Genomic DNA, 24418 nt, shown 5'->3' on the forward strand with positions numbered 1-24418 from the left:
TTTTTTGCAGTTTTAAAAGTCTGGAAGGCCCACGAAAGTGAGGATTTCCGGATTTTTTTTTGCCTGGAATTAAGTGTCCCCCCGCCCAAGGGCAGGGAGTCAGTAGTGCTGTCGTGGAGCAGTCGCCATGCTCACGACTGCCAGGGCCTTCAGCCCTTTTTCTCGCCCGACACGGAGCGATGAACGCCAGGAACCAGCGCTTCCCACGCGAGCCAACGTCCTGCCTGGATCTGCCATGAGGGCACCCGACAGGACCATTCGTTCTGTGGTTTCCTGGCGAATACCGGTAGCCGAGGTTTGCGCACAACCTTGCTATTGAGCGTGCTCACACAGAACTTCGAGTAGTTTTTCAGTTCTTTGAGTTCAAGTGACAGCATGTCTTTTGGGCACAGTAACAGTACGTCCCCAAAGGAATACAACTGGAACGCCTCGACTTCTATTTTTTGCGCGGCAACCTGACGTGTTTTCCACAGGGTGGCGCTCAGGTCCTGCAGCTTTATATCCTCTGGCAAGGTGTATCGCTCCGCCGTTTGTTGGCGAACCGATAAGCCGCCTGCTGCGATGTAGGTGATCTGGCTCAAACTGCCCGGCGAGAGCAATGTGAAGGCGCAGAAGGCCAGGATCATTGCGACCAGGCCATTGAAGGTCCGCCTGTAGATGTCCCCCTTGAAACAATAAAATATGACGACCGGTAGCAGGGTGAAGATGAGTGTCAGCCAGGACAGGCCCGCCACGTAGGGGACGGTGTCAGGCGTTTCCCTCTCCATATATGAACGTATCGTCAGCAGGATTGGAAAGGCGGCGAAGATCACGGTGACGAATATGGAGATCGAGAGCAGGGTGACGAGCCAGAACTCTTTGCGAGCCCATACCCACGACTGTAGCCGCTGCCATTTTTCTTTTAGCCAGAGCCACGCTGGCGTCGTCTTGTTCTTGAGTGCCTGCCAATAGGTGAGCCATTCTTGCGACCAGGTCTTCTGGGCGGGGGCTGCCTTGTGCTGCAATTTTTTCCGCTTTATTTGTTGATGGGCTGCCAGGCGCTTCAAGCGGGCTCGCTCCAGCCTGGCTTGGACAAGTGTGCTTTTCCTGATGATTCTTTTGAACGGCGTGAATGCGTACATGAGAAAGCACGCAACGAAGACGATCAGGAGTAACGCCGCCATTGTCGCCCAGTGGTTCAATAAAGTGGGCAAGAAGAAGGTGGCCCAGATGAACGCGCTAAATCCCACAACCGTGGGGAACACCAGATAGAAAACAATCTTCGGTTGGTGGTCCTTCATGTTTGAAAAAAGCGAAACCGAGCAGCCGAACATCCACGTTGTTGCACCCAGGATGAACAAATACGAAAGCATCAGCAGCAGGACCAGCACGACCCAGACCAACAGCGCAGACTTCACATCGATCGACGGCATGAACAGATCGATTCGTCCAATCGTGCGGGTATAGAGATACAGCGTGATGAACCCAAGCCCTGTCGCGAGCAGGCCTAACGTGACGGTGATTTGGGTCCAATAGGAAAGAATGCGTTTGACGGTTCGCTTTAGCACTTCAGCGAAGGTTCTGTCAGGAATGACGGACAAGGCGTAGCTCCCTTACGAGGTAAAAATCCTGGCAGGTATAGTAACGCCAAGTCGCACCCGCTAAATCTTCAACCTATCAAGTCCTCCTACTGGCAATTCAGCGGATGTGCTGTCCGTAATGTTTCGGGTCCAGGCGCAATACCATCACCATCATCAACGCCATGACCGCCGTGAGCGACCACCAGGCCCACTCAAAACTCCCCAATTGGTCGCGGATTATCCCGGCAATCAATGGCGAGAGGCCGGCGATGAGATAGCCGACACCCTGCACGAACGCGGTAAGGCCACCGGCCCGGCGTGGGTTGTCCAGGTGGTCGAGGGATACGATCAGGCTCATGGGGAACAGGCCGCCGATACCCAGCCCCAGCAGGCAGGCCCAGAGCAGGCTGAAGCGTTCCGGACTGAGGATCAGGCCGCAGAAGCCGCCGATGATCAGGGCCAGCAGGACGGTCAGGACCAGGCGTTTATCCCGGCTGCGGTTGGCAATCGCCGGAGTGACCAGGCCGGATAACACTTCCATTGCCGTGAGGAACCCCAGCAGCAGGCCAGCGTGCTGTTCGCTCCAGCCCTTTTCCACGTAGTACGGCGCCAGCCAGGCCAGCACGCAGGTGTAGGAGGCGGTGCCCAGGCCAAAGAAAATCGCCAGGAGCCAGGCCCGGGCGTTGCTGGAAAACGCTTCGTGATGCCGGGACGCTGTTTCGGGCAAGGGCGTGATGTTCGAGCGCTGGGCGTACCAGCAGCCCAGGGCGACCAGCGCCAACAATGCCCAGATCGCCAGGCCGACGCGCCAACTGCCGGTCTGCGTCAGGACAAAGGGTGAAAACGATGCGGCAATCGCCGCCCCGCCCATGATGGAGGTGACGTACAAACCCATGAACAGCGAGACGTTGTCGGCGAAGCGCGACTTGATCAGTGCCGGCATCACAGCCTGGATCAAGGCGATCCCGAGCCCGGCCACGATCGCACTGGCGATCAACCCGGCGGCGCTGTCCAGGTACAAGCGCGAGGCCGTGGCGATGCCAATGATCAACAGCGACAGCACGATGGTGCGGTGTTCACCGATGCGCAGGGCGATGCGCATGCCCAGGAACATCGCCAGGCCCATCGCCATGACGGGCAACATGGTCAGCAGCGAGGCGGTACTGAAACTCAAGGGCACCTCGCCGCGAATGGCCGACAACAACGGCCCGACCGCCGCCATCGAGGGCCGCAGGTTCAGCGCCACCAAGACGATGCTGACCATCAGCCAGATGGCGTGGGTGGTTGAGGTTCGAATGTTTTCCATAACAGGGCCTTGGCTGGATAAAGCCCCATTTAGGCTGGCTGCCGTCGTTGTGGGCAAATTGAAAATCGGAAAGAGGTATTTAAAAATTCGATAGCGCTACAGGCGCTTGTCCGAGAATTAAATGTTCGATGCCCATCCCTGGGGGTGCGAGCTTGCTCGCGATAGCGGTGGGTCAGCTTACATTGATGTGGATGTATTGCCGCCATCGCGAGCAAGCTCGCTCCCACAGAGGGGAAGGTTTAATCCGGTGTCGGGCTCAGCGTCCCCAGCCACGCCACCAACCCAAGGATGGTCACCGCCACAGCGAACTCCAGGACCATGCTGCGCCGCAGGGCATTCACCGCGACCCTGTGCTGGCCGGTCTGTCGAGCCTGCTCCAGCAGTGGGCTCAGGTGAAAGCGGTTCAACGCGGCGAACACCAGCATGGCGGCGAACAAGATGAGCTTGAGCGCCAGCAACTGACCGTAGGTGCTGTCCAGCAACCCTTCAACGCTTGGGCCGGCGATGAACAGATAATTCACCACTCCCGTCACGCTGATGACCACCACGATCACCGCCCCGGCGGTTTCAAACCCGGTCAATGTCCGGGCCAGTACCGCCAACTGCGGTTCGGCCTGGCGAAGCAGCAGGGCAAACGCGGCCAAGGCCCCGACCCAGCCACCCGCCGCCCACAGGTGCAGGAAGTCGGTGATGAAGTGCCAGTTGCGGCGTGTGCCTTCGTCCATGGCGCCGTGGCCTGCCCAGGCCAGCGTCGCCAAGGCCACGGCTCCGCCGAGCATGACCAGGCCCAGGCTGGCGGTCGGCCAACGTTTATTGAGCGTCACGGCGACACCGGCCAGCAGCAGCGCCGCTATCCGCAGTGTCCAACTCGAACCGACGTCGGTCTCCAACACCATCATTTCAATGTGCGGCCACAGTTCGGCCCAGTCTGAAACACCGCTCATGGCCCAGGCCATGCACGCCATGGCGGCGAAGGAGAGCAACCCGCCCAGCACCGCCGAGATCAGCAGCAGCGGTGTGAAAGGCAACTGCGCATCTGACACCCGCTCCTGGCCTCGCAGGCTATAGAGCCCGAACGCGGCCAGGCCGAACAGCAACATCAGATCCAAATACAGGGCAAAACGCAGGGCAATGTTGATCGAGTCGCTCATCAACTCACTTCACCTTGAACGTGACGTTACCGGTAATCGGGTGAGTGTCGGACGACACCGCGCGCCACTGGACCTGATAGGTGCCGGCGGTGAGGGGACCATTCGGGACAATGACCATGGTTTTCGGGTCATCGCTGCCGGAGACCTTGGCTGGCATAGGCATGGGCGAATGCGCCGCCATGCCGGGCATCTCGGTCATCATCAGCTTGGCGCCGGAAAACTTGGTCATCAGGTTTTCGGAAAAATGCAGCTCGATTTTTGCCGGTGCCGCTCCGTCTGCACCTTCGGCAGGGGTAGAGGACAGCAGTTTCGGGTGGGCCTGGGCCAGGCCACTGACCAGCAGGCCGGTGGACAAGGCGACAGCAACAACAGCGGTTTTGATGAATGACATGCAAGGACTCCTACAGCTTGGTTTTTTAGTTTTGAGTGAAACAGGTCAGTGGTTCAGAACCACATGCGCACGCCCAACACCAGGCGGGCTTCGCTGCGGTCTTCGCCTTCTTCACGGGCGTAGTCGGCGGTGTTGCCGTAGACCCGATTCCAGGTGACGCCAATGTAGGGGGCGAATTCGCGGCGTATTTCATAACGCAGCCGCACGCCGAGTTCGGTGTCCGACAGCCCTGAGCCGACGCCGCGTGCGGGGTCGTTCTTGCCATAGAAGTTGACCTCGGCGGTGGGCTGCAGGATCAACCGATTGGTCAGCAAGATGTCGTAGTCGCCTTCCAGCCGCGCCGCGCTCTGGCCACCTTCGCCGATGAACGCGGTGGCTTCGGCTTCGAAGTTGTACAGCGCCATGCCTTGCACGCCGAAGGCGGCCCAGGTTTGCGCATCGCCCGGCTTGAAGTCCTGGCGTACGCCGGCCACCACGTCCCACCAAGGACTGATGGCGTGGCCCCACAGGGCCTGAAGTTCCGCCTCTTCGGTCTTGCCGTTGAGGCGTTCACCTTCGGAGCGCAGCCACAAACGATCAATGTCGCCACCGATCCAGCCGGAGGCATCCCAGCTCAGGGCGCTGCCGTCATCGGCGTCTTGCCACTCCAGTTGGTCGATGAGGAAAAACGAATTGATAGCGCTGTCGTGCATCGCGTGTCCGCCATGATCCTCGTAGACGGCGGCGCGGTCGGCGGCGGTCAGTTCCGGGATCGGCGTGCGGCTGCTGGTCGGCGCTGATTGCATGGGTTCCATGCCCTGCATCGAGTCCATGCCTTGCATCTGGCTATGGTCCATTCCGGGCATCTGGCTGTGATCCATGCCTTGCATGTCGTTGCCCGCCGCCCAGGCCGAGGTGGCGCCGAGGGTCAGGCTGGCAATGAGTGCCATGGGGTATTGAAAAACACTGGTCATGGTCGGCTCCTCATTCCTGCACCCGAACTTCACGGAACATCCCCATCTCCATGTGAAACAGCAGATGACAGTGGTACGCCCAGCGCCCGAGGGCATCGGCGGTGACGCGGTAGCTACGCTTGGCGCCCGGTGGCACGTCGATGGTGTGCTTGCGCACCATGAACTGGCCGTTCTCGTCCTCCAGGTCGCTCCACATGCCGTGCAGGTGGATGGGGTGGGTCATCATGGTGTCGTTGATCAGCACGATGCGCAGTCGCTCGCCGTACTTGAGCAGCAGCGGCGCGGCGTCGGAAAATTTCACGCCGTTGAACGACCAGGCGAATTTCTCCATGTGCCCGGTCAGGTGCAGCTCGATCGTACGGCCCGGCTCGCGGCCGTCGGGGTCGGGGAAGGTGCTGCGCAGGTCTGAGTAGGTCAGCACTTTGCGGCCGTTGTCGCGCAGCCCCATGCCCGGGTCGTCGAGCCTGGGCTTGACGCTCATGGCCTGCATGTCCACCAGGGGGTTGTCGTTCTCGGTGTCGGGATGCGACTGCATGCCGTCCATGCCTTGCATGGCACCGTGATCCATACCGGCCATGTCGCCCATGCCCTGCATCTGGCTGTGATCCATACCTTGCATCGAGCTGTCGTCCATTCCCGCCATGCCCTGCATCGAGCCATGGTCCATGCCACCCATGCCCATGTCGTCCATGGTCACCAATGGCCGCGGGTCCAGGGGCGGTACCGGTGCCGACAACCCGGCCCTGGCCGCGAGAGTGCCGCGGGCATAGCCGGTGCGGTCCATGGACTGGGCGAACAGGGTGTAGGCCTCCTCGGTCGGTTCGACGATGACGTCATAGGTTTCGGCCACGGCGATCCGAAACTCATCGACACTCACCGGTTTGACGTATTGGCCGTCGGACGCCACCACCGTCATCTTCAAGCCGGGAATGCGCACGTCGAAATAGCTCATGGCCGAGCCGTTGATAAAGCGCAGGCGAAGACGTTCGCCAGGCCTGAACAGGCCGGTCCAGTTCATGTCCGGCGCCTGGCCGTTCATGAGGTAGGTGTAGGTGGCGCCACTGACATCGGCCAGGTCAGTGGGATTCATCTTCATCTCGGCCCACATCTTGCGATCGGCCACGGTGCTGGCCCAGCCGTTCTTGCCCACATCGTCAATGAAGTCGCCAACGGTGCGTTTGTTGTAGTTGTAGTAGTCCGACTGTTTCTTGAGCTTGCGAAGGATGTTGCCGGGGTCTTCATCGGTCCAGTCGGTGAGCATCACCACGTAGTCCCGTTCGTACTGGAAGGGCTCCGGTTCTCTGGCGTCGATCACCAGCGGGCCGTAGACCCCGGATTGTTCCTGGAAGCCGGAATGGCTGTGGTACCAGTAGGTGCCGTTTTGCCGGACCTTGAACTGATACACGTACATGCCGTCGGGTTCGATGCCCTTGAAACTCAACCCCGGAACGCCGTCCATGTTGGCTGGCAGCAGGATGCCGTGCCAGTGGATGGAGGTTGTATCCTTCAAGCGATTGCGCACCCGCAGGGTCACGGTGTCGCCTTCACGCCAGCGCAGCAGCGGGCCGGGAATGCCGCCGTTGATGGTTTGGGCGGTACGTGGGTGGCCGGTGAAGTTGACCGGGCTTTCGCCGATGAACAGATCGAACTCGGTGCCGCTCAGGACGTTGGGCTGGCCCGGCCCGGTGACCGCCCAGACAGGCGCGCGCCACAAGCCCAGGCCGCCAAGGATGCCGCCGGCAGTCAGGCCCTTTACGAAGGTTCGCCGGGAAGTTTTTGTTTGCATACGATGGAAGTCCGTCAGTCGATTCGCAGCGAACACGGGGGCAATCCCCCTGTGTCGCTTTGAAAAGAAGATGACATAAGCCGGCCGGGCAGGTGATTACATTTCGGTCAGCTTGCCCTTGCTGGGGCGCGCGTCCGGTTCCAGGGTCGGGTACAGGTCAGAATGATCTTTTGCATCGACGGGATATTCTGTAGCCTTGCCGGCTTCACGCTGTCCCGTGCCTGATTGATACCCACTTTCCCGGCGGTACCCGAGTGGTCCGGAGCCGGGTGTATACTCGACTTTCGCGCTAAACGCGCTTGCAGGTCTTGCGAACATGACGCAAATTTCCGAACGCCTTCTGGTCCAGGCCCACCTCGACGCCAAGCAGCCCAAGCCGCTGACCGCCGAGCAAGAGGCCTGGTACCGCGCCGCCATCGCCGCCGAGCTCAAGGCTCAGGACGCGGTGCTGGTCGCGCACTTCTACTGCGACCCGATCATCCAGGCCCTGGCCGAAGAGACCGGTGGTTGCGTGTCCGACTCCCTGGAAATGGCCCGCTTCGGCAATGCCCACCCGGCCAAGACCGTGGTGGTGGCGGGGGTCAAGTTCATGGGCGAGACCGCCAAGATCCTCAACCCCGAAAAGCGTGTGCTGATGCCCACCCTGGAAGCCACCTGCTCCCTGGACCTGGGCTGCCCGGTGGACGAGTTCTCGGCGTTCTGCGACCAGCATCCGGAGCGCACCGTGGTGGTGTATGCCAACACCTCGGCGGCAGTGAAGGCCCGGGCCGACTGGGTGGTGACGTCCAGTTGCGCGCTGGAAATCGTCGAGAGCCTGATGGACAACGGCGAGACGATCATCTGGGGCCCGGACAAGCACCTTGGCACTTACATCCAGCGCAAGACCGGCGCCGACATGCTGCTCTGGGACGGTGCCTGTATCGTCCACGAAGAGTTCAAGTCCAAACAGTTGGAGGACATGAAGGCGCTGTACCCGGACGCCGCGATCCTGGTGCATCCGGAGTCGCCGACGTCGGTGATCGAACTGGCGGATGCCGTGGGCTCCACCAGCCAATTGATCGCCGCGGCCCAGACGCTGCCGAACAAGACGCTGATCGTCGCCACCGACCGGGGCATTTTCTACAAGATGCAGCAGCTGTGCCCGGACAAGGTCTTCATCGAAGCCCCTACCGCTGGTAACGGCGCGGCGTGCCGCAGTTGCGCACACTGCCCATGGATGGCGATGAATACCCTGGAGCGCACGCTCAAGAGCTTGCAGGAGGGCGCCAACGAGATCTTCGTCGACCCGGCGCTGATCCCCCAGGCGATTCGCCCGCTCAAGCGCATGCTGGACTTCACCCAGGCGGCGCGGATGAAGCTGGCGGGCAATGCCTGACTGTTGGAAGGCTGAGGCTTCAAGACGTTGATCGTTCCCACGCTCTGCGTGGGAACGCCTCCGCGGACGCTCCGCGTTCGGCTTTTTGGGACGCAGAGCGTCCCGGGCTACATTCCCACGCAGAGCGTGGGAACGATCAAACCCACTGACGTGGTGTTCTTACTTGGTCTTCTTGGGAATCCGCACCAACTGCGTATCCGAGTAGATGTCATGCCAGCTGCGCTTGCGCTTGTCGAACAGCACCCAGATGAAGCCCAGCCCCACCAGCAGCAATGACGCAATCGATACCACGAACCGCAACAGCGCCTGCCATAGGCTGATGGCCGTGCCATCGGCATTCTGTACGCGGATGCACCACACCTGCATGCCCAGGGTTTGGCCGTTGTGGGTCCAGAACTTGGCGAAGAAGCCGAACAGCACGAACAGCAGCACGGTGGACAGCAGCGGGTCACCGTCCAGTGCGCCGGCTTCGGTCAGGGCACGCATTTTTTCTTCGCCGATGATCGCCATCTGGATCATCTTGTAGGCGCCGCTGGTGACGATCAGCAGCGCGGTGCACAGCAAGAAATCATAAAACATCGCGGCCAGGCGACGACCCAGGCCGGCGGGAGGAAAGTCGCCCTGGGGGGTGAGCAGGTGTTTCGGCATGACGGCCTCGGACGAAAAAAGAAGCCATTTTACGGATTTACGCCCATAAAAAAGCCCCTGATATCAATCAGGGGCTTTTTAGTGTGCGAAAGCCTCAGGCTTCTGCTTGAACCTCGTCAGCCTGCATGCCTTTCTGGCCTTGCACAGCAACGAAAGTGACTTTCTGGCCTTCTTTCAGGCTCTTGAAGCCGTTGCCCTGGATGGCGCGGAAATGCACGAACAGGTCCGGACCGCTTTCAGGCGTGATAAAACCAAAACCCTTCTCGTCGTTGAACCACTTGACGGTACCGCTCTGACGTTGAGACATTTTCTTATTTCCTTTGACGCTAAAATTGATGACAGCCTCTTTCGCATGAAAGAGTACTGGGGCTGGGTTGCAGGAAAGTAAGAGACGTCGAACGGGATGTAGCGAACTTCATAAGCTACTGCCCAGGTCACGATTCCAAGCGACCCATGCAAACACAGTGACCAAACTCTACGCCAACTACGAATGAAAAAACAACCCCCCGGGGAAGCCCCGTATTTGCTCAGCTTGCAAGCATTTACATACACCACCGGGCGGAGCTTATTCGATAGGCTAGTTCAATTGTTTGCGACCGTTATAAGCGTTGTTCAATGTCTAAAGATATGCACCTTTTTATGGCGGTTGCGTTACACATTAGTGCACGTATAACGCAATCGCGTTACTTATAGAAACAGTCAATCAGCCGCGGTAGTAGCGTTGTGGGACGAATGGCATTTTGCTTACAAGTAAAGGCACCTTTTTCCCACGCACGATGGCCCAGACTGGCGTATCCAGTGCGACATAGGCGCTGTCCAGGTAACCCATCGCCAACGGACCGCCCAGGGTCGGGCCGAAACCGCCGCTGCACACCGCACCGATAATCTCGCCCGCTTCGTTGACGATCTCTGCGCCTTCGCGCACTGGTGTGCGTTCCTGGGGCAGCAGGCCGACGCGTTTGCGCTTCACGCCGCCCTGTTGTTGGGCGAATACGGTTTCAGCGCCGGGGAAACCGCCAGCGCGGGCGCCGTCGGCACGACGTACTTTGGAAATCGCCCACAACAGGCTGGCTTCGATCGGCGTGGTCTCGGTGTTCATGTCGTGGCCGTAGAGGCACAGGCCGGCTTCCAGGCGCAGGGAGTCACGGGCGCCGAGGCCGATGGCCGCGACTTCCGGCTCGGCCAGCAGGGCGCGGGCCAGTTTTTCCGCATCGGCGGCGGGTACCGAGATTTCGAAACCGTCTTCACCGGTGTAGCCCGAACGGCTGACAAAGCAGTCCATGCCCAACAGCGTGACGCGCTGGAACTGCATGAAGGTCATCTTCGCCACGTCCGGCGCCAGGCGTGCGAGCACGGCGACGGCGGCCGGGCCTTGCAGGGCGAGCAGGGCGCGGGCTTCGAACAGTGGCTCGATGCTGCACTGCGCGCCAATGTGGGCCCGCAGGTGGGCCAGGTCCTGGTCCTTGCAGGCCGCGTTGACCACCAGGAAGAGTTCGTCATTGCCCAGGTTGGCGACCATCAGGTCGTCGAGGATGCCGCCGTTCTCGTTGGTGAACATGGCGTAGCGCTGCATGCCCACCGGCAGGTCGATGATGTCCACCGGCACCAGGGTTTCCAGGGCCTTGGCGGCGCCTGCGCCGGTCAGGCGGATCTGGCCCATATGGGACACGTCGAACAGCCCGGCCTGATCACGGGTGTGCTGGTGTTCTTTCATCACCCCCAGTGGGTACTGCACCGGCATGTCGTAGCCGGCGAACGGCACCATGCGGGCGCCGAGTTCGAGGTGCAGCGCGTGCAGCGGGGTCTTCAGCAGTTGTTCGGTGGACATATCAGCTCCTGGAAAAAATGTGGAAGTGAGGCCGCATCAGCATTCGATGATGTTGACCGCCAGACCGCCGCGGGCGGTCTCCTTGTATTTGCTTTTCATGTCGGCGCCGGTCTGGCGCATGGTGCGGATGACTTTGTCGAGGGAGACGAAATGATGCCCGTCGCCGCGCATGGCCATGCGTACCGCGTTGATGGCCTTCACCGAACCCATGGCGTTGCGTTCGATGCATGGCACCTGCACCAGGCCGCCAATCGGGTCGCAGGTCAGGCCGAGGTTGTGTTCCATGCCGATCTCGGCGGCGTTTTCCACTTGCTGCACGCTACCACCGAGCACTTCGCAGAGGGCGCCGGCGGCCATGGAACAGGCCACGCCCACTTCCCCCTGGCAACCGACTTCGGCGCCGGAGATGGAGGCGTTTTCCTTGTACAGGATGCCGATGGCGGCGGCGGTCAGCAGGAACCGCACCACGCCATCCTCGCTGGCCCCGGGGATAAAGCGCATGTAGTAATGCAGCACGGCCGGGACGATACCCGCCGCCCCGTTGGTAGGCGCGGTGACGACGCGGCCGCCATAGGCGTTTTCTTCGTTGACCGCCAAGGCGTACAGGTTGACCCAGTCCAGCACTGACAGTGGATCACGCAGTGCGGCTTCGGGGTTCTTGCACAGCTGGCGGTGCAACGCCGCGGCGCGGCGCTTGACCTTCAGCCCGCCTGGCAGAATCCCTTCGTTGCGACAGCCGGCCGCCACGCAATCCTGCATCACCTGCCAGATCTTCAGCAGGCCGGCACGGGTCTCGGCTTCGGGGCGCCAGGCGCTTTCGTTGGTCAGCATCACCTGGCTGATGGACAGGCCATAGGTGCTGCAATGGCCCAGCAGGTCCTTGGCACTCTTGAACGGGAAGGTCAGGGGCGTGGCATCTTCGACGATGCGGTCGGCGCCAGCCGCGTCTTCATCGACGACAAAGCCGCCACCGACCGAATAGTACTCGCGGCTGCGCACTTGCAGCCCTGCGGCATCGAAGGCGCGGAAGATCATGCCGTTGGGGTGAAAGGCCAACGGCTTGCGGATCATCGCCAAGTGCAGCTTTTCATTGAATTCGATGGAGTGTTCGCCGAGCAGGTTCAGGCGACCGCTGCTGCGGATCGCTTGGAGGCGGGCGTCGACGGTTTCGGTGTCCACGGTGTCGGGATGCTCGCCTTCCAGGCCCAGCAGCACGGCCTTGTCGCTGCCGTGGCCCTTGCCGGTGGCGCCGAGCGAGCCGTAGAGCTCGACCTTGACGCTGGTGGTGCAATTGAGCAAGTCATCGCGACGCAGCCCCTCGGCGAAACGGGCAGCGGCACGCATCGGGCCGACGGTATGGGAGCTGGAAGGGCCGATACCGATCTTGAACAGGTCGAACACGCTTAACGACATGGTGTTTCTCCGGTTTCTTTTTATGAGGATCGACGATTATGAAGTCGGGTACAGGTTCCTTGTGGGAGCGAGCTTGCTCGCGATAGCGGAGTGTCAGTCAACATCTCTGTCAGCTGTCACACCGCTATCGCGAGCAAGCTCGCTCCCACAGGGGCTGTGGTTTCCCCTGGGAAAGTGTTTTCACAAGGGATGCGGCGTGTCTGGTGGGGGCGAGCAAACCCGCCCCCTCACAGGTCAAGCGTAGCTTTCGATCGACGGGCAGGCGCAGACCAGGTTGCGGTCGCCGAACACGTTGTCGACCCGGCCCACGGGCGGCCAGTACTTGCCTTCGATCAACGACGCCACCGGGTACACCGCCTGTTCGCGGCTGTAAGGGTGGGTCCATTCACCGACGATTTCCGCCGCAGTGTGCGGGGCGTTCTTCAGTGGGTTGTCGTCTTTGTCCAGGCTGCCGTTTTCCACCGCGCGAATTTCTTCGCGGATGCAGATCATGGCGTCGCAGAAACGGTCCAGCTCTTCCTTGGATTCGCTTTCGGTCGGCTCGATCATCAACGTGCCGGCCACTGGGAACGACATGGTCGGCGCGTGGAAACCGAAATCGATCAGGCGCTTGGCCACGTCATCGACGCTGATGCCGCTGCTGTCCTTGAGTGGACGCAGGTCCAGGATGCATTCGTGGGCCACCAGGCCGTTGCTGCCGGAGTAGAGCACCGGGTAGTGCTCTTCCAGGCGGCGGGCGATGTAGTTGGCGTTGAGGATCGCCAGTTGCGAAGCGCGCTTGAGGCCGGCGCCACCCATCATGCGGATGTACATCCAGGTGATCGGCAGGATGCTCGCGCTGCCGAACGGCGCCGCGCACACCGCGCCTTCCTTGCGTTCCATGTTGGCGTGGCCCGGCAGGAACGGTGCCAGGTGGGACTTGACGCCAATCGGGCCGACGCCCGGGCCGCCACCGCCGTGGGGAATGCAGAAGGTCTTGTGCAGGTTCAGGTGCGACACGTCGCCGCCGAACTTGCCTGGGGCGCAGAGGCCGACCATGGCGTTCATGTTGGCGCCGTCGATGTACACCTGGCCGCCGTTGTCATGAATGATGCCGCAGATTTCGCGGATGCCTTCTTCGAACACACCGTGGGTGGACGGGTAGGTGATCATCAGCGCGGCGAGGTGTTCGCGGTGCTCGATGGCCTTGGCCCGCAGGTCTTCGATGTCGACGTTGCCGCGGGCATCGCAGGCGGTCACGACCACGCGCATGCCGGCCATGTGGGCGGTGGCCGGGTTGGTGCCGTGGGCCGAGGACGGGATCAGGCAGATGTCGCGACGGTCTTCGCCACGGCTCTGGTGATAGGCACGGATCGCCAGCAGGCCGGCGTATTCGCCCTGGGAACCGGCGTTGGGTTGCAGCGACACCGCGTCATAGCCGGTGGCGGCGCAGAGCATGGCCTCCAGCTCGTCGGTCAGTTGCTGGTAGCCAGCGCTCTGCTCGGCCGGGGCGAACGGGTGCAGGGCGCCGAACTCGGCCCAGGTCACCGGGATCATTTCGCTGGCGGCGTTGAGTTTCATGGTGCAGGAACCCAGCGGGATCATGGTGCGATCCAGGGCCAGGTCCTTGTCGGCGAGCTTGCGCAGGTAGCGCATCAGCTCGGTTTCGGAGTGGTAGCGGTTGAACACTGGGTGGCTGAGGATCGCCGATTGGCGCACCAGCTCGGCCGGAATGCGGCTTTGCACGCTGGCGGCCAGTACCGCGAAGTCCGGCAGCGCCTTGCCGTCGGCCAACAGCTTCCACAGGGCTTCGACGTCAGCCTGGCTGGTGGTCTCGTCCAGGGACAGGCCCAGGCGTTGCGCGTCCACCACACGCAGGTTGATGCGCTGTGCGCGGGCCTTGTCGTGCAGGGCAGCGGTTTGCGCGCCGGTGCGCAGGGTCAGGGTGTCGAAGAAGCTCTCTTGCTCGACGCTGAGCCCTAGCGCGCCCAGGCCCTTGGCGAGGATCGCGGTCAGGTGATGGATGCGATTGGCAATTTGCACCAGGCCCTTGGGACCGTGGTACACGGCGTACATGCTGGCGATGTTGGCCAGCAGCACCTGGGCGGTGCAGATGTTGCTCGTGGCTTTCTCGCGGCGGATGTGTTGCTCGCGGGTCTGCATCGCCAGGCGCAGGGCCGGCTTGCCGAAACGGTCCACGGAAACGCCGACCAGACGGCCCGGCATGTCGCGCTTGAAGGCGTCCTTGGTGGAGAAATACGCCGCATGCGGGCCACCGAAGCCCAGCGGCACACCGAAGCGCTGGGCGCTGCCGATGGCCACGTCGGCGCCAAACTCACCTGGCGGGGTCAACAGGGTCAGGGCCAGCAGATCCGCAGCCACGGCCACCAGGGCGTTGGCCGTGTGGAAGCGTTCGGTCAGTTCGCGGTAGTCGAACAGGTCACCGTTGCTGGCCGGGTATTGCAGCAGCGCGCCGAAGAAGCCGCTGACGTCGCTCAGTTCGCGCTCATCGCCGACCACTACGTCGATGCCCAGGGGCTCGGCACGGGTGCGCAGCACGTCGAGGGTTTGCGGGTGGCTGTGCACGGAGGCGAAGAACGCGTTGCTGCCCTTGTTCTTGCTCAGGCGCTTGCAGAAGGTCATGGCTTCGGCGGCGGCGGTGGCTTCGTCGAGCAAGGACGCGTTGGCGATCGGCAGGCCGGTAAGGTCGCTGATCAAGGTCTGGAAGTTCAACAGCGCTTCGAGACGGCCCTGGGAAATTTCTGGCTGGTACGGGGTGTAGGCGGTGTACCAGGCCGGGTTTTCCAGCAGGTTGCGCAGGATCGGTGACGGCGTATGGCAGTTGTAGTAGCCCTGGCCGATGTAGGTCTTGAACAGTTGGTTCTTGGCGGCGATGGCCTTGATCGAGGCCAGTGCATCGGCTTCGCTCTGGCCGTCGCCCATGTCCAGCACGCTGGTGCCCTTGATGCTTTCCGGGATGACGCTGGCGCTCAGGGCTTCCAGGGAGTCGTAGCCCAGGCGCTCGAGCATGGCTTGCTCGTCGCTGGCACGCGGGCCGATGTGGCGGGCGATGAATTCGTTGGCGGTGCCGAGATTAACGGTCATATGGCGCTCCTCAGGCTTGGGCGTTGGCTTTGATCAGGCGATCGTAGGCGTCTTGATCCAACAGCTTAGCCACTGCGTCGACGTCGGTCGGTTTAAAGCGGAAGAACCAGCCTTCGCCCATCGGATCTTCGTTGACCAGCTCCGGGCTGGCGTCGAGTTTGTCGTTCACTTCGAGCACTTCACCGTCCAGGGGCATGTACACACCGCTGGCGGCCTTGACCGACTCCACGGTGGAGGCTTCGGCGCCTTTGTCATAGGCCTGCAATTCAGGCAGTTGCACAAAAACCACGTCACCCAATGCGTTCTGCGCGAAAGCGGTAATGCCGACGGTGACGCTGCCGTCGACTTCGGTGCGCAGCCATTCGTGATCTTCAGTGAAACGCAACTCGCTCATGGAAACTCCTGGGGCCAGAATCGTCTGGTGGACGCGAAGAAAGGCGCGGGGCTTGGCCCGGCCGAATGCTAATACCCATAGCAAGAATGCGGCCAATGTTAATAATTGCTTACATATCAATGGTTTGACTGGTTTTGCCGAAGCTTGGATCGACTTCGCTGTAGCGAAATCGCTACAGCTGGGAGGCTGGAAAAAATCGTTGTGGGATCAAAGCCTTGCGCAGCGCTGCTTAGCGATGATTGTAGCGATATCGTTCCACTGTAGCGCTTTCAGTACAGGTGGAGGTCGTTTTTAACGCGATTCTCAACCACAACACAGACCCCCTGTGGGAGCGAGCTTGCTCGCGATAGCGGTGTGTCAGCCAACCTATGGCTGACTGGGCTACCGTCATCGCGAGCAAGCTCGCTCCCACAAGGGGATTGCGGCGGGTTTATGGCTTGTTGGAAATCCCATACTTGCGCAACCGATGGGCAATCGCGGTGTGGGAAGTTTGCAGGCGGCTGGCGAGCTGGCGGGTGGAGGGGTAGTTGACGTAGAGGCTTTCGAGCAGGTGCTTCTCGAAGCTTTCCACGGCCTGTTCCAGGCTTTCGACTTCCACATCGCCCTGGCGCGCCACGGAGGTGCCGGCGATGTCCAGGTCGCCGATGTCCACCAGGCTGCTTTCGCAGATGGCCGCGGCGCGGAAGATCACGTTTTGCAATTGCCGCACGTTGCCCGGCCAGCGGTTGCCCAGCAGGGCCGGGTAAGTGCCGGGGGCCAGGCGGCAGACCGGGCGCTGGATCTGCGCGCAGGCCTGCTGCATGAAATAACGCGCCAGCAGCAGGATGTCCTGGCCGCGCTCCCGCAGCGGCGGGACTTCGACATTGAGCACGTTCAGGCGATAGAACAGGTCTTCGCGAAACGAGCCCTCGCTGACCATTTTCTCCAGGTTGCGGTGGGTGGCGCTGAGGATCCGCACGTTGACCTTGATTTCCCGGTCGCCGCCCACCCGGCGGAAGCTGCCATCGTTCAGGAAGCGCAGCAGCTTGGCTTGCAGGTACGGCGACATCTCGCCGATTTCATCGAGGAATACCGTGCCCTGGTTCGCCAACTCCATCAGCCCTGGCTTGCCACCCCGTTGCGCTCCGGTGAAGGCGCCGGGGGCATAACCGAACAGTTCGCTTTCCGCCAGGTTCTCCGGCAATGCCGCGCAGTTCAGGGCCAGGAACGGTGCGCCATGACGGGCGCTGATGGCGTGGCACGCCCGGGCCACCAGTTCCTTGCCGGTGCCTGTTTCGCCCTGGATCAGCAGCGGTGCATCCAGCGCCGCGACCCGCTGGGCCCGGGCCTTGAGGGTGCGGATCGCCGGGGATTCGCCCAGCAGCGCGTCGAAACCTTCGGCGTGATCGTGATGCAGTGCCGACAGGCGCTCGCCGATGCGGTTCGGCTGATACAGCGTCAGCAGCGCGCCGGCATCGGTGATGGGCGTGGCGTCCAGCAGCAAGGTCTGGCCGTTGAGGGTGATTTCCCGCAGCGGCAAGCGAAAACCGTTCTCCAGCAAGGCGTCCAGCAAGGCCTCGTCACCGAACAGCTCGGCCACGCTTTCCCCGGCCGGTTCACGCCCGTACAGGGCAATCAGCGCTGGGTTGGCCAGCAGCACCTTGCCGGCACTGTCCAGGGCCAGCACCGGGTCGGTCATGGCCGCGAGCAAGGCGTCGAGCTGCAAGTGCCGACGCTGGCCCGGCAGGATGTCCACCACGGTGACCGCCTGCACGCCGCGCACGCTGAACAGCGCCTCGCGCAACTCGTCGAGTACTTGCGGGCTGAGGGTCGGGGCGTCGATGTAGACGTTGGGCGGCACCATCTCCACCGCATCCAGATTGAGATTGCGCCCACCGAGCAAGGCCAGGACTTCCTGGGTGATGCCAACTCGGTCGATGAAACTGACGTGGATACGCATGGGGCGATGGGTTCTGGAACTCGGAGGGCCGCAAGTATGCCTTGGGGCGGGCTAATGGTGAAATCCTGGTCATACGCCGATCTCCATTGTGGGAGCGAGCTTGCTCGCGATGGCGGTGTATCAGTCATTAAATGGGTGGCTGACACTCCGCTATCGCGAGCAAGCTCGCTCCCACACAGGCGTTCACAAGTGGCAGCTACAACCCCACATCCCACTCCGGCATCTCGGGAAACTTCAGCACCAAAAAATCCAGCAGGCTGCGCAGTGCCGACGGCATGTGTTTGCGTGAGGCGTACACCGCGTACATGTTCATCCGGCGGGGTTCGGCGTGGGGCAGCAGGCGGGTCAGTTCGCCGTTCTTGATGTGGGCGCCGGCCTGGTAGCTGGGCAGCATGGCCACGCCGGCACCGGCTATCGTTGCCTGAAGCAACGTGCTGGCTTCGTTGGCGCTGATATTACCTTGCACCGGCACCGAGACCTGCTCGCCGTCCTGCTCGAAATGCCACAGGCTCTTGCCGACGTAGGAGTGGGTCAGGCAGTTGTGCCGGCTCAGGTCTTCCACGCGCAGCGGTGTCGGGTGCTCGCGCAGGTACTGTGGCGAGGCGCAGATCACCGAGCGGCAGACCGTGAGGCGACGGGCAATCAGGTTCGGGTCCAGGTCGTTGCTCATGCGGATCGCCAGGTCGATGCGCTCATCCACCAGGTTCACGGTGCGGTCGAGCATTTGCAGGTCGACGCTCACCCCTGGGTAGCGCTTGACGTATTCGGCCATGGCGCTCGCCAGTTGGGCCTGGCCGAACGAGGTGCTGGCGCTGATGCGCAGCATGCCCCGTGGCGCGTCGTCCGGGGTGCTGACGGCGGCTTGCATGTCGCCGGACAGCTCGAGCATCTGCCGGCACCGCGGCAGGATCTCGGAGCCTGCGGCCGTCAGGCTCAGTTTGCGGGTGGTGCGGTGCATCAGCCGGGCACCAACCCAGTCCTCCAGCTCCGCCAGATACCGCGACACCACCGGCCGCGACAGGTCCAGATGCTCGGCCGCCGCCGACTGGCTGCCCAGGTCCACCACCGTGACGAACACCCGCATTGCTTGTAGACGATCCATGATCTGCCCGATTTCAGAAACAAACTATGTTCGATCATCGCATTTTTTGAAACGAGTCAGGTCACTAAGCTCAGTCTCATTCCCCTGACGGGTTTTTGGACAACGGAGCACACCATGACCGGATTTATCCCACTCAAGCGCCTGCTGTTGGCAACCGCCGCCCTGGCCTTCACCGCCCAGACCTGGGCCGCCGGCCTGACGCTGGACGTCTACAACCCCGGCGCGGCGGCGGTTTTTCCGGTGACTTCGGTTTTAGTCAGCGGTGAAAAAGAGGCAATCCTGGTGGACGCCCAGTTCGGCAAGACCCAGGCCGCACAGGTGGTGGAAAAAATTCGCGCCAGCGGCAAGCGATTGACCACGATCTACATCAGCCACGGCGATCCGGACTACTATTTTGGTCTGGAAACCCTCACCGCCGCGTTCCCCGAGGCCAAGGTGCTGGCGTCCGCGCCGACTGTCGCGCACATCAAGCAGACCATGGACGGCAAGCTGAAATATTGGGGGCCGATCCTGAAGACCGATGCCCCGGCCAAAGCCATCGTGCCCCAGGTGCTCAAGGGCGATAGCCTGACCCTGGAAGGCCAGCGCTTGCAGATCGTCGGCCTCGATGGCCCACAGCCGGACCGCAGTTTCGTGTGGATTCCATCGATCAAGGCCGTGGTAGGCGGTGTGGTGGTGGCCGAGAACATTCATGTCTGGATGGCCGACACCCAGACGCCGCAGTCCCACAAGGACTGGCTGGCGACCCTTGCCGGTATTGAAAAGCTGCAACCGAACACCGTGATCCCGGGCCACTACCTGGGTGAAAGCGCCCGGTCCCTGGCCCCGGTGACATTCACCGCGGGCTACATCAAGGCCTTCGATGAAGAAACCGCCAAGGCCAAGGATTCCGCCGCGCTGATCGCGGCCATGAAGCAACGCTACCCGAACCTGGGTGAAGACAGTTCCCTGGAGCTCAGTGCCAAGGTGGCAAAGGGCGAGATGAAGTGGTGACAACCCTGATTCTGCGCTTCTGTGGCGAGGGAGCAAGCTCCCTCGCCACAACGGTGTACATACCGAAAAGATTTGTCATGCCCGTTTCGAGCACAGCTTCAATAGCCCCTATGTGTAATCACTGGAGAACACCATGAGCAAAATCGCAATCATCGGCGCCACCGGTCGCGCCGGCAGCCAATTGCTGGAAGAAGCCCTGCGCCGTGGTCACAGCGTGACGGCCATTGCCCGCAACACCGCGAAAATCGGTGAAAGGGCCGGGGTGGTCAGCAAGCAACTGGATGTATTGGACAGCGAGGCATTGACGGCGGCGGTGACCGATCACGATGTGGTGATCAGCGCGGCCCACTTTGCCAGCGTGCCGGCCGACAAGCTCATCGCGCCGGTGAAAGCCGCTGGGGTCAAGCGTTTGCTGGTGGTCGGCGGGGCCGGTTCGTTGTTGCTTCCGGACGGCTCTCGTGTGATCGACAGCGATGGCTTCCCGGAGGAATACCTGGCCGAAGCCAGCGCCGGAGCATTGTTCCTGGACGTACTGCGCCAGGAGCAAGACCTGGACTGGACCTTCCTTTCGCCTTCGGCAGAGTTCGTCGAAACCGAGCGCACCGAGCAGTTTCGCCTCGGCAAGAATCACCTGCTGTTCGACGATGCCGGGCGTAGCTGGATCAGCTTTGCTGACTACGCCATCGCGATGATCGATGAAGTGGAAACACCGCAGTTTTCGCGGACGCGATTTACCGTCGGTTATTGATCACAGGTTTGTGTAGGAACTGTGTAGGAGCTGTCGAGCAACGCGAGGCTGCGATCTTTTGATCTTTCGCTAGAAACTCAAGTGTCCAAGGAAAGATCGCAGCCTCGCGTTGCTCGGCAGCTCCTACAGGGATTAGCCGTGGATGCTTACCCAGGCGCTGACCAGCACCGTCGCGGCCATCAGCCACGCCACCGCCGCTACGGCCAGGGACGCCTCCAGGCGCATGCGGTCGACCATCACGTACAGCGTTGCCAGATAGACAAAGTACGGAATGATCGACCACATCCCAAACACGATGGTGGTCTTCAGGTCGTCCACCGAGCGGCCCTTGCCGACGATGTAATGGGCGATCAGGGCGAAGGTCGGGAACAGCGGCACGAGCCCGGCGATGTAATAGTTCCTGGTCTTGGCCAGCATCGCCAGGATGACCACCACGGCTGCACCGAGCGCTGCCTTGAAAATCAGATCCACAGTTTCCCGCCCAGTTGATTAATGGCTCAAGCCATACTTTTTGACTTTGTCGAACAGCGTGGTCTTGGCCATGCCCAGTTCCAGGCTGGCCTGGGTCAGGTTGCCACCGCTGCGTTGCAGGGCGTCCACCAGCAGGTTGCGCTCGAAGGCTTCGACTGCTTCGGCGAAGGCCAGGCCCTGGTTGCCGCCGCTGGCACCGGAGCGCTTGAACGCCGGCAGGCCCAGGGCGTAACGCTCGGCGACGTTGCGCAGTTCGCGTACGTTGCCCGGCCAGTCGTGGCTCATCAGGTTCGACAGGGTCTGGTTGTCCAGCTCCGGCACCGTGCGGTCGAAGCGCAGGGACGACTGCTGGAGAAAGTGCTTGAACAGTTGCAGGATGTCTTCGCGCCGCTCGCGCAGTGGCGGCAGTTCCAGGGTCACCACGTTGAGGCGGTAATACAAGTCGCTGCGGAACTGCCCGGTCCGGCCCATTTCGTCCAGGTCGGACTTGGTGGCGGCGATCACCCGGCAATCCACGGCCACGCTCTGGTTCGAGCCCAGGCGCTCGAGGGTGCGTTCCTGCAGCACGCGCAGCAACTTGATCTGCAAGGGCAGGGGCATGCTTTCCACTTCGTCGAGAAACAGCGTGCCACCGTCGGCGTGTTCGATCTTGCCGATCCGGCGTTTGCCGGCACCGGTAAAGGCATTGGCCTCGTGGCCGAAAATCTCGCTTTCGAACAGGTTCTCCGGCAGGCCGCCGCAGTTCAGCGCGACGAACTGCTTGTCGTGGCGTCGGCTGAAGTCATGCAGGCAACGGGCGACCAATTCCTTGCCGGTGCCGGTTTCACCTTCGATCAGCACGTTGGCCGAGGTGTCGGCGACGTTGGCGATCAGCGCGCGCAGGTGCTGCATGGCGGGTGAGCGGCCAATGATCCGGCCTTCCAGGGAATCGCGTTCGGCCAATTGCCGACGCAGCGATGACACTTCCCGAGCGAGGCTGCGCTGCTCCAGGGCACGGCGGGCGACGTCCACCAGGCGTTCAGGGGAGAAGGGTTTCTCCATGAAGTCATAGGCGCCTTTTTGCATGGCGCCGACGGCCATGGAGATGTCGCCGTGGCCGGTGATCAGCACCACCGGCAAGCTGCGGTCCCGCGCCTTGAGGCGGGTCAGCAGTTCCAGGCCATCGATGCCCGGCAGGCGAATGTCGCTGATGACGATGCCGGCAAAGTTATCGTCGACGCGCTCCAGGGCCTCTTCGGCGCTGCCCACGCCGATGCAGGGAATGTCTTCCAGGGTCAGCGCCTGCTTGCAGCCCAGCAGGACATGGGGGTCGTCTTCGACGATCAGTACGCTCAGGTCGTTGTTCATAGCGGCTCGGCAGGTAATAGGCTTACCAACGGTAAACTGAGGACAAACGTGGTTCCACTGCCCTCGACCGGGTGTTCGACGCCCAGGTATCCACCCGTGGCGGCGGCCAGGCTGGCGGAAAGCGTCAGGCCCAGGCCCAGGCCTTGTTCGCCGGGTTTGGTGGTGAAGAAGGGTTCGAACAGATGCTTGCGTGCTTCTGGGTCAATACCGTGGCCGTTATCCCGCACGCGCAGGCGATATTTGCCATCGCCGGCCTGGCCTTCGAGCCACAGCTGCGGTTCGGGTTGCGTCTGCATGGCGTCCAGGGCATTGCCGATCAGGTTCACCAGGATCTGCTCCAGGCGCGTCTGGTCAATTTGCACCTGGACGTCGTCGAAGCTGGAATGAATCTGGATGTTCAAGCTTTCAAGACGAGCGCCCAGCAGTTGCAGCGCGGCCTCGACACCTTTGCCGAGGCTGGCCTGGCCCTGGTCGTCCCCACGCCGGGCAAAGGCGCGCAGGCTGGCGGTGATCCGGCCCATGCGGTCGATCAAATCGTTGATGGTCTTGAGGTTGGCGCTGGCGATGTCCAGCTGGCCGCGTTCCAGGAAGCGCACGGTATTGCCGGACAAGGTGCGCAGTGCCGCCAGCGGCTGGTTGAGTTCGTGGGCGATGCTGGTGGACATCTGCCCGATGGCCGCCAGTTTACCGGCCTGGACCAATTCGTCCTGGGCCCGGCGCAAGGTCTCTTCGGCCTGCCGCCGTTCGCGGATCTGGCCCTTGAGTCGTTCGTTGCTGGCGCGCAGGTCGGTGGTGCGTTCGGTAATCCGACGCTCGAGCTGGTTGTTGGCTTGCTGCAAGGCTTCCCGGGCCGCGAGACGGGTGGCGATGACCTTGCGCCGTTCGTTCCAGGCGATCAACAGGAATGCCACCAGGGCGAAGGCCACGGCCACCAGGATGCCTTGGTTGATCGCCTGGCGACGCAGGTCTTCAAGTGGGGTCAGCAGGGTGAAATTCCACGGTGTATCGCTCAAGGGCCGGGTCTGCGACAAGTAGCTGATGGCGCGCTCGTCGGACACCAGTTCGCTGTTGGCCGGGAACGTCAGCTTCTCCATGCCTTCGGCCAGGCGTTCCCGGGCCAGGGGCACCAGTTCATTGAGCGGGAACCAGTAGTACTGCAGGCTGCGGGCCAGGCGTTCCTTGGTGTCGTCGCTCAGGGGGCGAACCGACTTGAGCCGCCGCGCCGGGTCGCTGGACAGGATGATGATGCCGTTCTCATCACTGACGAACGCCTCCAGCCGCGCACGCTGCCAGCGTTCCTCCAGGGCTTCGAGGCGCACCTTGACCACGGCGACGCCGATGATCTTGCCTTGTTGCTCCAGGCCATGGGCCAGGTAGTAGCCGGGTTCGCCGTTGGTGCTGCCGATGCCGTAGAAACGCCCCGGCTGGCCGCGTACGGCATTCTGGAAGTAGGCACGGAAGGACAGGTCTTCGCCCAGGTAACTGTCGACATCGCGCCAGTTGCTGGTGGCCATCACCCGGCCGGTGGTGTCCATCACGTAGATGGCCCGGCTGCGGCTGCGACGGTTCAGGCCTTCGAGGTATTCATTGACGGTCCTGCGGTGCTCGGGCGTCGGGTCGTCGAGCAGTTGCGAGACACTTGATTCAAGCTCCAGCAGGCTGGGCAGGTAGGTGTACTTGCTGATCTCGCTCTCGACCGCACGGGCGTGCAGTTCCAACTGACGCTCGCCATTCTCGGCGAGGCCGCGTACGCCATAGTGCTCGCTGATCCAGAAGCCGAGGTAACCCAGGCCGATCATCAGGGCAATGACCAGTGGCGGCAGGAACAGATGGCGGATCAGGCGGGGTTTCACGGCGAGTGATGGCGGCGCGGCGCGATAGAGGGTGGGGTCGCATTTCATCACAGAAGCCTTGGGTCAACCACTACACA

The 24418-nt window shown here is 62.0% G+C and carries 20 protein-coding genes; 3 read left to right on the plus strand and 17 right to left on the minus strand.

All coding sequences use genetic code 11. The annotated features are described in order from the left end of the window. Positions 1-149: 149 nt before the first annotated feature. From AB4Z20_RS03445 to AB4Z20_RS03470, 6 genes are all read right to left on the minus strand, one after another. Entirely contained in the window at positions 150-1580 is a 1431-nt protein-coding gene (locus tag AB4Z20_RS03445; RefSeq protein WP_442089338.1) for a hypothetical protein, read from the minus strand. A 97-nt stretch (positions 1581-1677) separates the two neighbouring features. Further along, positions 1678-2865: a cyanate transporter gene (locus AB4Z20_RS03450; RefSeq protein WP_442089339.1), complete on the minus strand. Its 1188-nt coding sequence runs from the start codon at positions 2863-2865 to the stop codon at positions 1678-1680. Between the two features lie 239 nt (positions 2866-3104). After that, positions 3105-4016, minus strand: a complete 912-nt coding sequence (copD, locus tag AB4Z20_RS03455; RefSeq protein WP_442089340.1) for a copper homeostasis membrane protein CopD — start codon at positions 4014-4016, stop codon at positions 3105-3107. A gap of 4 nt (positions 4017-4020) precedes the next feature. Beyond that, positions 4021-4407: a copper homeostasis periplasmic binding protein CopC gene (gene copC, locus AB4Z20_RS03460; RefSeq protein ID WP_442089341.1), complete on the minus strand. Its 387-nt coding sequence runs from the start codon at positions 4405-4407 to the stop codon at positions 4021-4023. A gap of 53 nt (positions 4408-4460) precedes the next feature. Then, positions 4461-5360 (minus strand): copper resistance protein B, encoded by a 900-nt coding sequence (locus AB4Z20_RS03465; RefSeq protein WP_442089342.1) that lies wholly within the window; start codon positions 5358-5360, stop codon positions 4461-4463. A gap of 10 nt (positions 5361-5370) precedes the next feature. Further along, positions 5371-7146 carry a copper resistance system multicopper oxidase gene (locus tag AB4Z20_RS03470; protein ID WP_442089343.1) on the minus strand — a complete coding sequence of 592 codons (1776 nt, stop codon included), beginning with the start codon at positions 7144-7146 and terminating at the stop codon, positions 5371-5373. A 316-nt stretch (positions 7147-7462) separates the two neighbouring features. Between AB4Z20_RS03470 and nadA the strand changes: the two genes are divergently transcribed. Beyond that, positions 7463-8521 carry a quinolinate synthase NadA gene (gene nadA, locus AB4Z20_RS03475; RefSeq protein WP_003205010.1) on the plus strand — a complete coding sequence of 353 codons (1059 nt, stop codon included), beginning with the start codon at positions 7463-7465 and terminating at the stop codon, positions 8519-8521. Positions 8522-8680: 159 nt separating this feature from the next. Here nadA and AB4Z20_RS03480 read toward each other — a convergent pair whose 3' ends face one another. The 8 genes from AB4Z20_RS03480 to AB4Z20_RS03515 all read right to left on the minus strand — a co-directional run bounded on the left by AB4Z20_RS03480 (position 8681) and on the right by AB4Z20_RS03515 (position 18929). Beyond that, entirely contained in the window at positions 8681-9169 is a 489-nt protein-coding gene (locus tag AB4Z20_RS03480) for an RDD family protein (RefSeq protein WP_212799240.1), read from the minus strand. A gap of 94 nt (positions 9170-9263) precedes the next feature. Then, positions 9264-9476 (minus strand): cold-shock protein, encoded by a 213-nt coding sequence (locus AB4Z20_RS03485; protein ID WP_003175786.1) that lies wholly within the window; start codon positions 9474-9476, stop codon positions 9264-9266. Positions 9477-9872: 396 nt separating this feature from the next. After that, on the minus strand, positions 9873-10997 hold the full coding sequence (gene gcvT, locus AB4Z20_RS03490; protein WP_258689202.1) for a glycine cleavage system aminomethyltransferase GcvT: 1125 nt from the start codon (positions 10995-10997) through the stop codon (positions 9873-9875). 36 nt (positions 10998-11033) lie between these two features. Then, a complete protein-coding gene (locus AB4Z20_RS03495) occupies positions 11034-12410 on the minus strand; it encodes an L-serine ammonia-lyase (protein WP_018614215.1) in 1377 nt (458 codons plus the stop codon). 234 nt (positions 12411-12644) lie between these two features. After that, positions 12645-15494: an aminomethyl-transferring glycine dehydrogenase gene (gene gcvP, locus AB4Z20_RS03500; RefSeq protein ID WP_258689201.1), complete on the minus strand. Its 2850-nt coding sequence runs from the start codon at positions 15492-15494 to the stop codon at positions 12645-12647. A 10-nt stretch (positions 15495-15504) separates the two neighbouring features. After that, positions 15505-15888, minus strand: a complete 384-nt coding sequence (gene gcvH, locus AB4Z20_RS03505; RefSeq protein ID WP_442089344.1) for a glycine cleavage system protein GcvH — start codon at positions 15886-15888, stop codon at positions 15505-15507. A gap of 430 nt (positions 15889-16318) precedes the next feature. After that, on the minus strand, positions 16319-17827 hold the full coding sequence (locus AB4Z20_RS03510; protein ID WP_018614208.1) for a sigma-54-dependent transcriptional regulator: 1509 nt from the start codon (positions 17825-17827) through the stop codon (positions 16319-16321). A 196-nt stretch (positions 17828-18023) separates the two neighbouring features. Then, entirely contained in the window at positions 18024-18929 is a 906-nt protein-coding gene (locus AB4Z20_RS03515; RefSeq protein ID WP_253477544.1) for a LysR family transcriptional regulator, read from the minus strand. A gap of 114 nt (positions 18930-19043) precedes the next feature. On the opposite strand from AB4Z20_RS03515, the gene AB4Z20_RS03520 reads away from it, so the two are divergent. Further along, positions 19044-19922, plus strand: coding sequence for an MBL fold metallo-hydrolase (locus tag AB4Z20_RS03520; protein WP_003204993.1), 879 nt, complete (start codon positions 19044-19046; stop codon positions 19920-19922). A gap of 133 nt (positions 19923-20055) precedes the next feature. Beyond that, a complete protein-coding gene (locus AB4Z20_RS03525; RefSeq protein ID WP_053181297.1) occupies positions 20056-20670 on the plus strand; it encodes an NAD(P)-dependent oxidoreductase in 615 nt (204 codons plus the stop codon). Positions 20671-20802: 132 nt separating this feature from the next. On the opposite strand, the gene AB4Z20_RS03530 is transcribed toward AB4Z20_RS03525, so the two are convergent. From AB4Z20_RS03530 to AB4Z20_RS03540, 3 genes are read right to left on the minus strand one after another with little or no spacing between them, the layout of a single operon-like run. Continuing rightward, positions 20803-21132, minus strand: a complete 330-nt coding sequence (locus AB4Z20_RS03530; protein WP_186007470.1) for a GlpM family protein — start codon at positions 21130-21132, stop codon at positions 20803-20805. Positions 21133-21159: 27 nt separating this feature from the next. Beyond that, complete coding sequence (locus tag AB4Z20_RS03535; protein WP_258689199.1) at positions 21160-22488, minus strand: sigma-54-dependent transcriptional regulator; 1329 nt, start codon at positions 22486-22488, stop codon at positions 21160-21162. Continuing rightward, positions 22485-24389: a sensor histidine kinase gene (locus AB4Z20_RS03540; RefSeq protein WP_253477538.1), complete on the minus strand. Its 1905-nt coding sequence runs from the start codon at positions 24387-24389 to the stop codon at positions 22485-22487. Before AB4Z20_RS03540 ends, AB4Z20_RS03535 begins: the two co-directional genes overlap by 4 nt. Positions 24390-24418 lie beyond the last annotated feature (29 nt).

It is taken from the genome of Pseudomonas sp. KB_12, from assembly GCF_052114545.1.
In the GTDB taxonomy this organism is placed as follows: Bacteria; Pseudomonadota; Gammaproteobacteria; order Pseudomonadales; family Pseudomonadaceae; genus Aquipseudomonas; species Aquipseudomonas brassicacearum.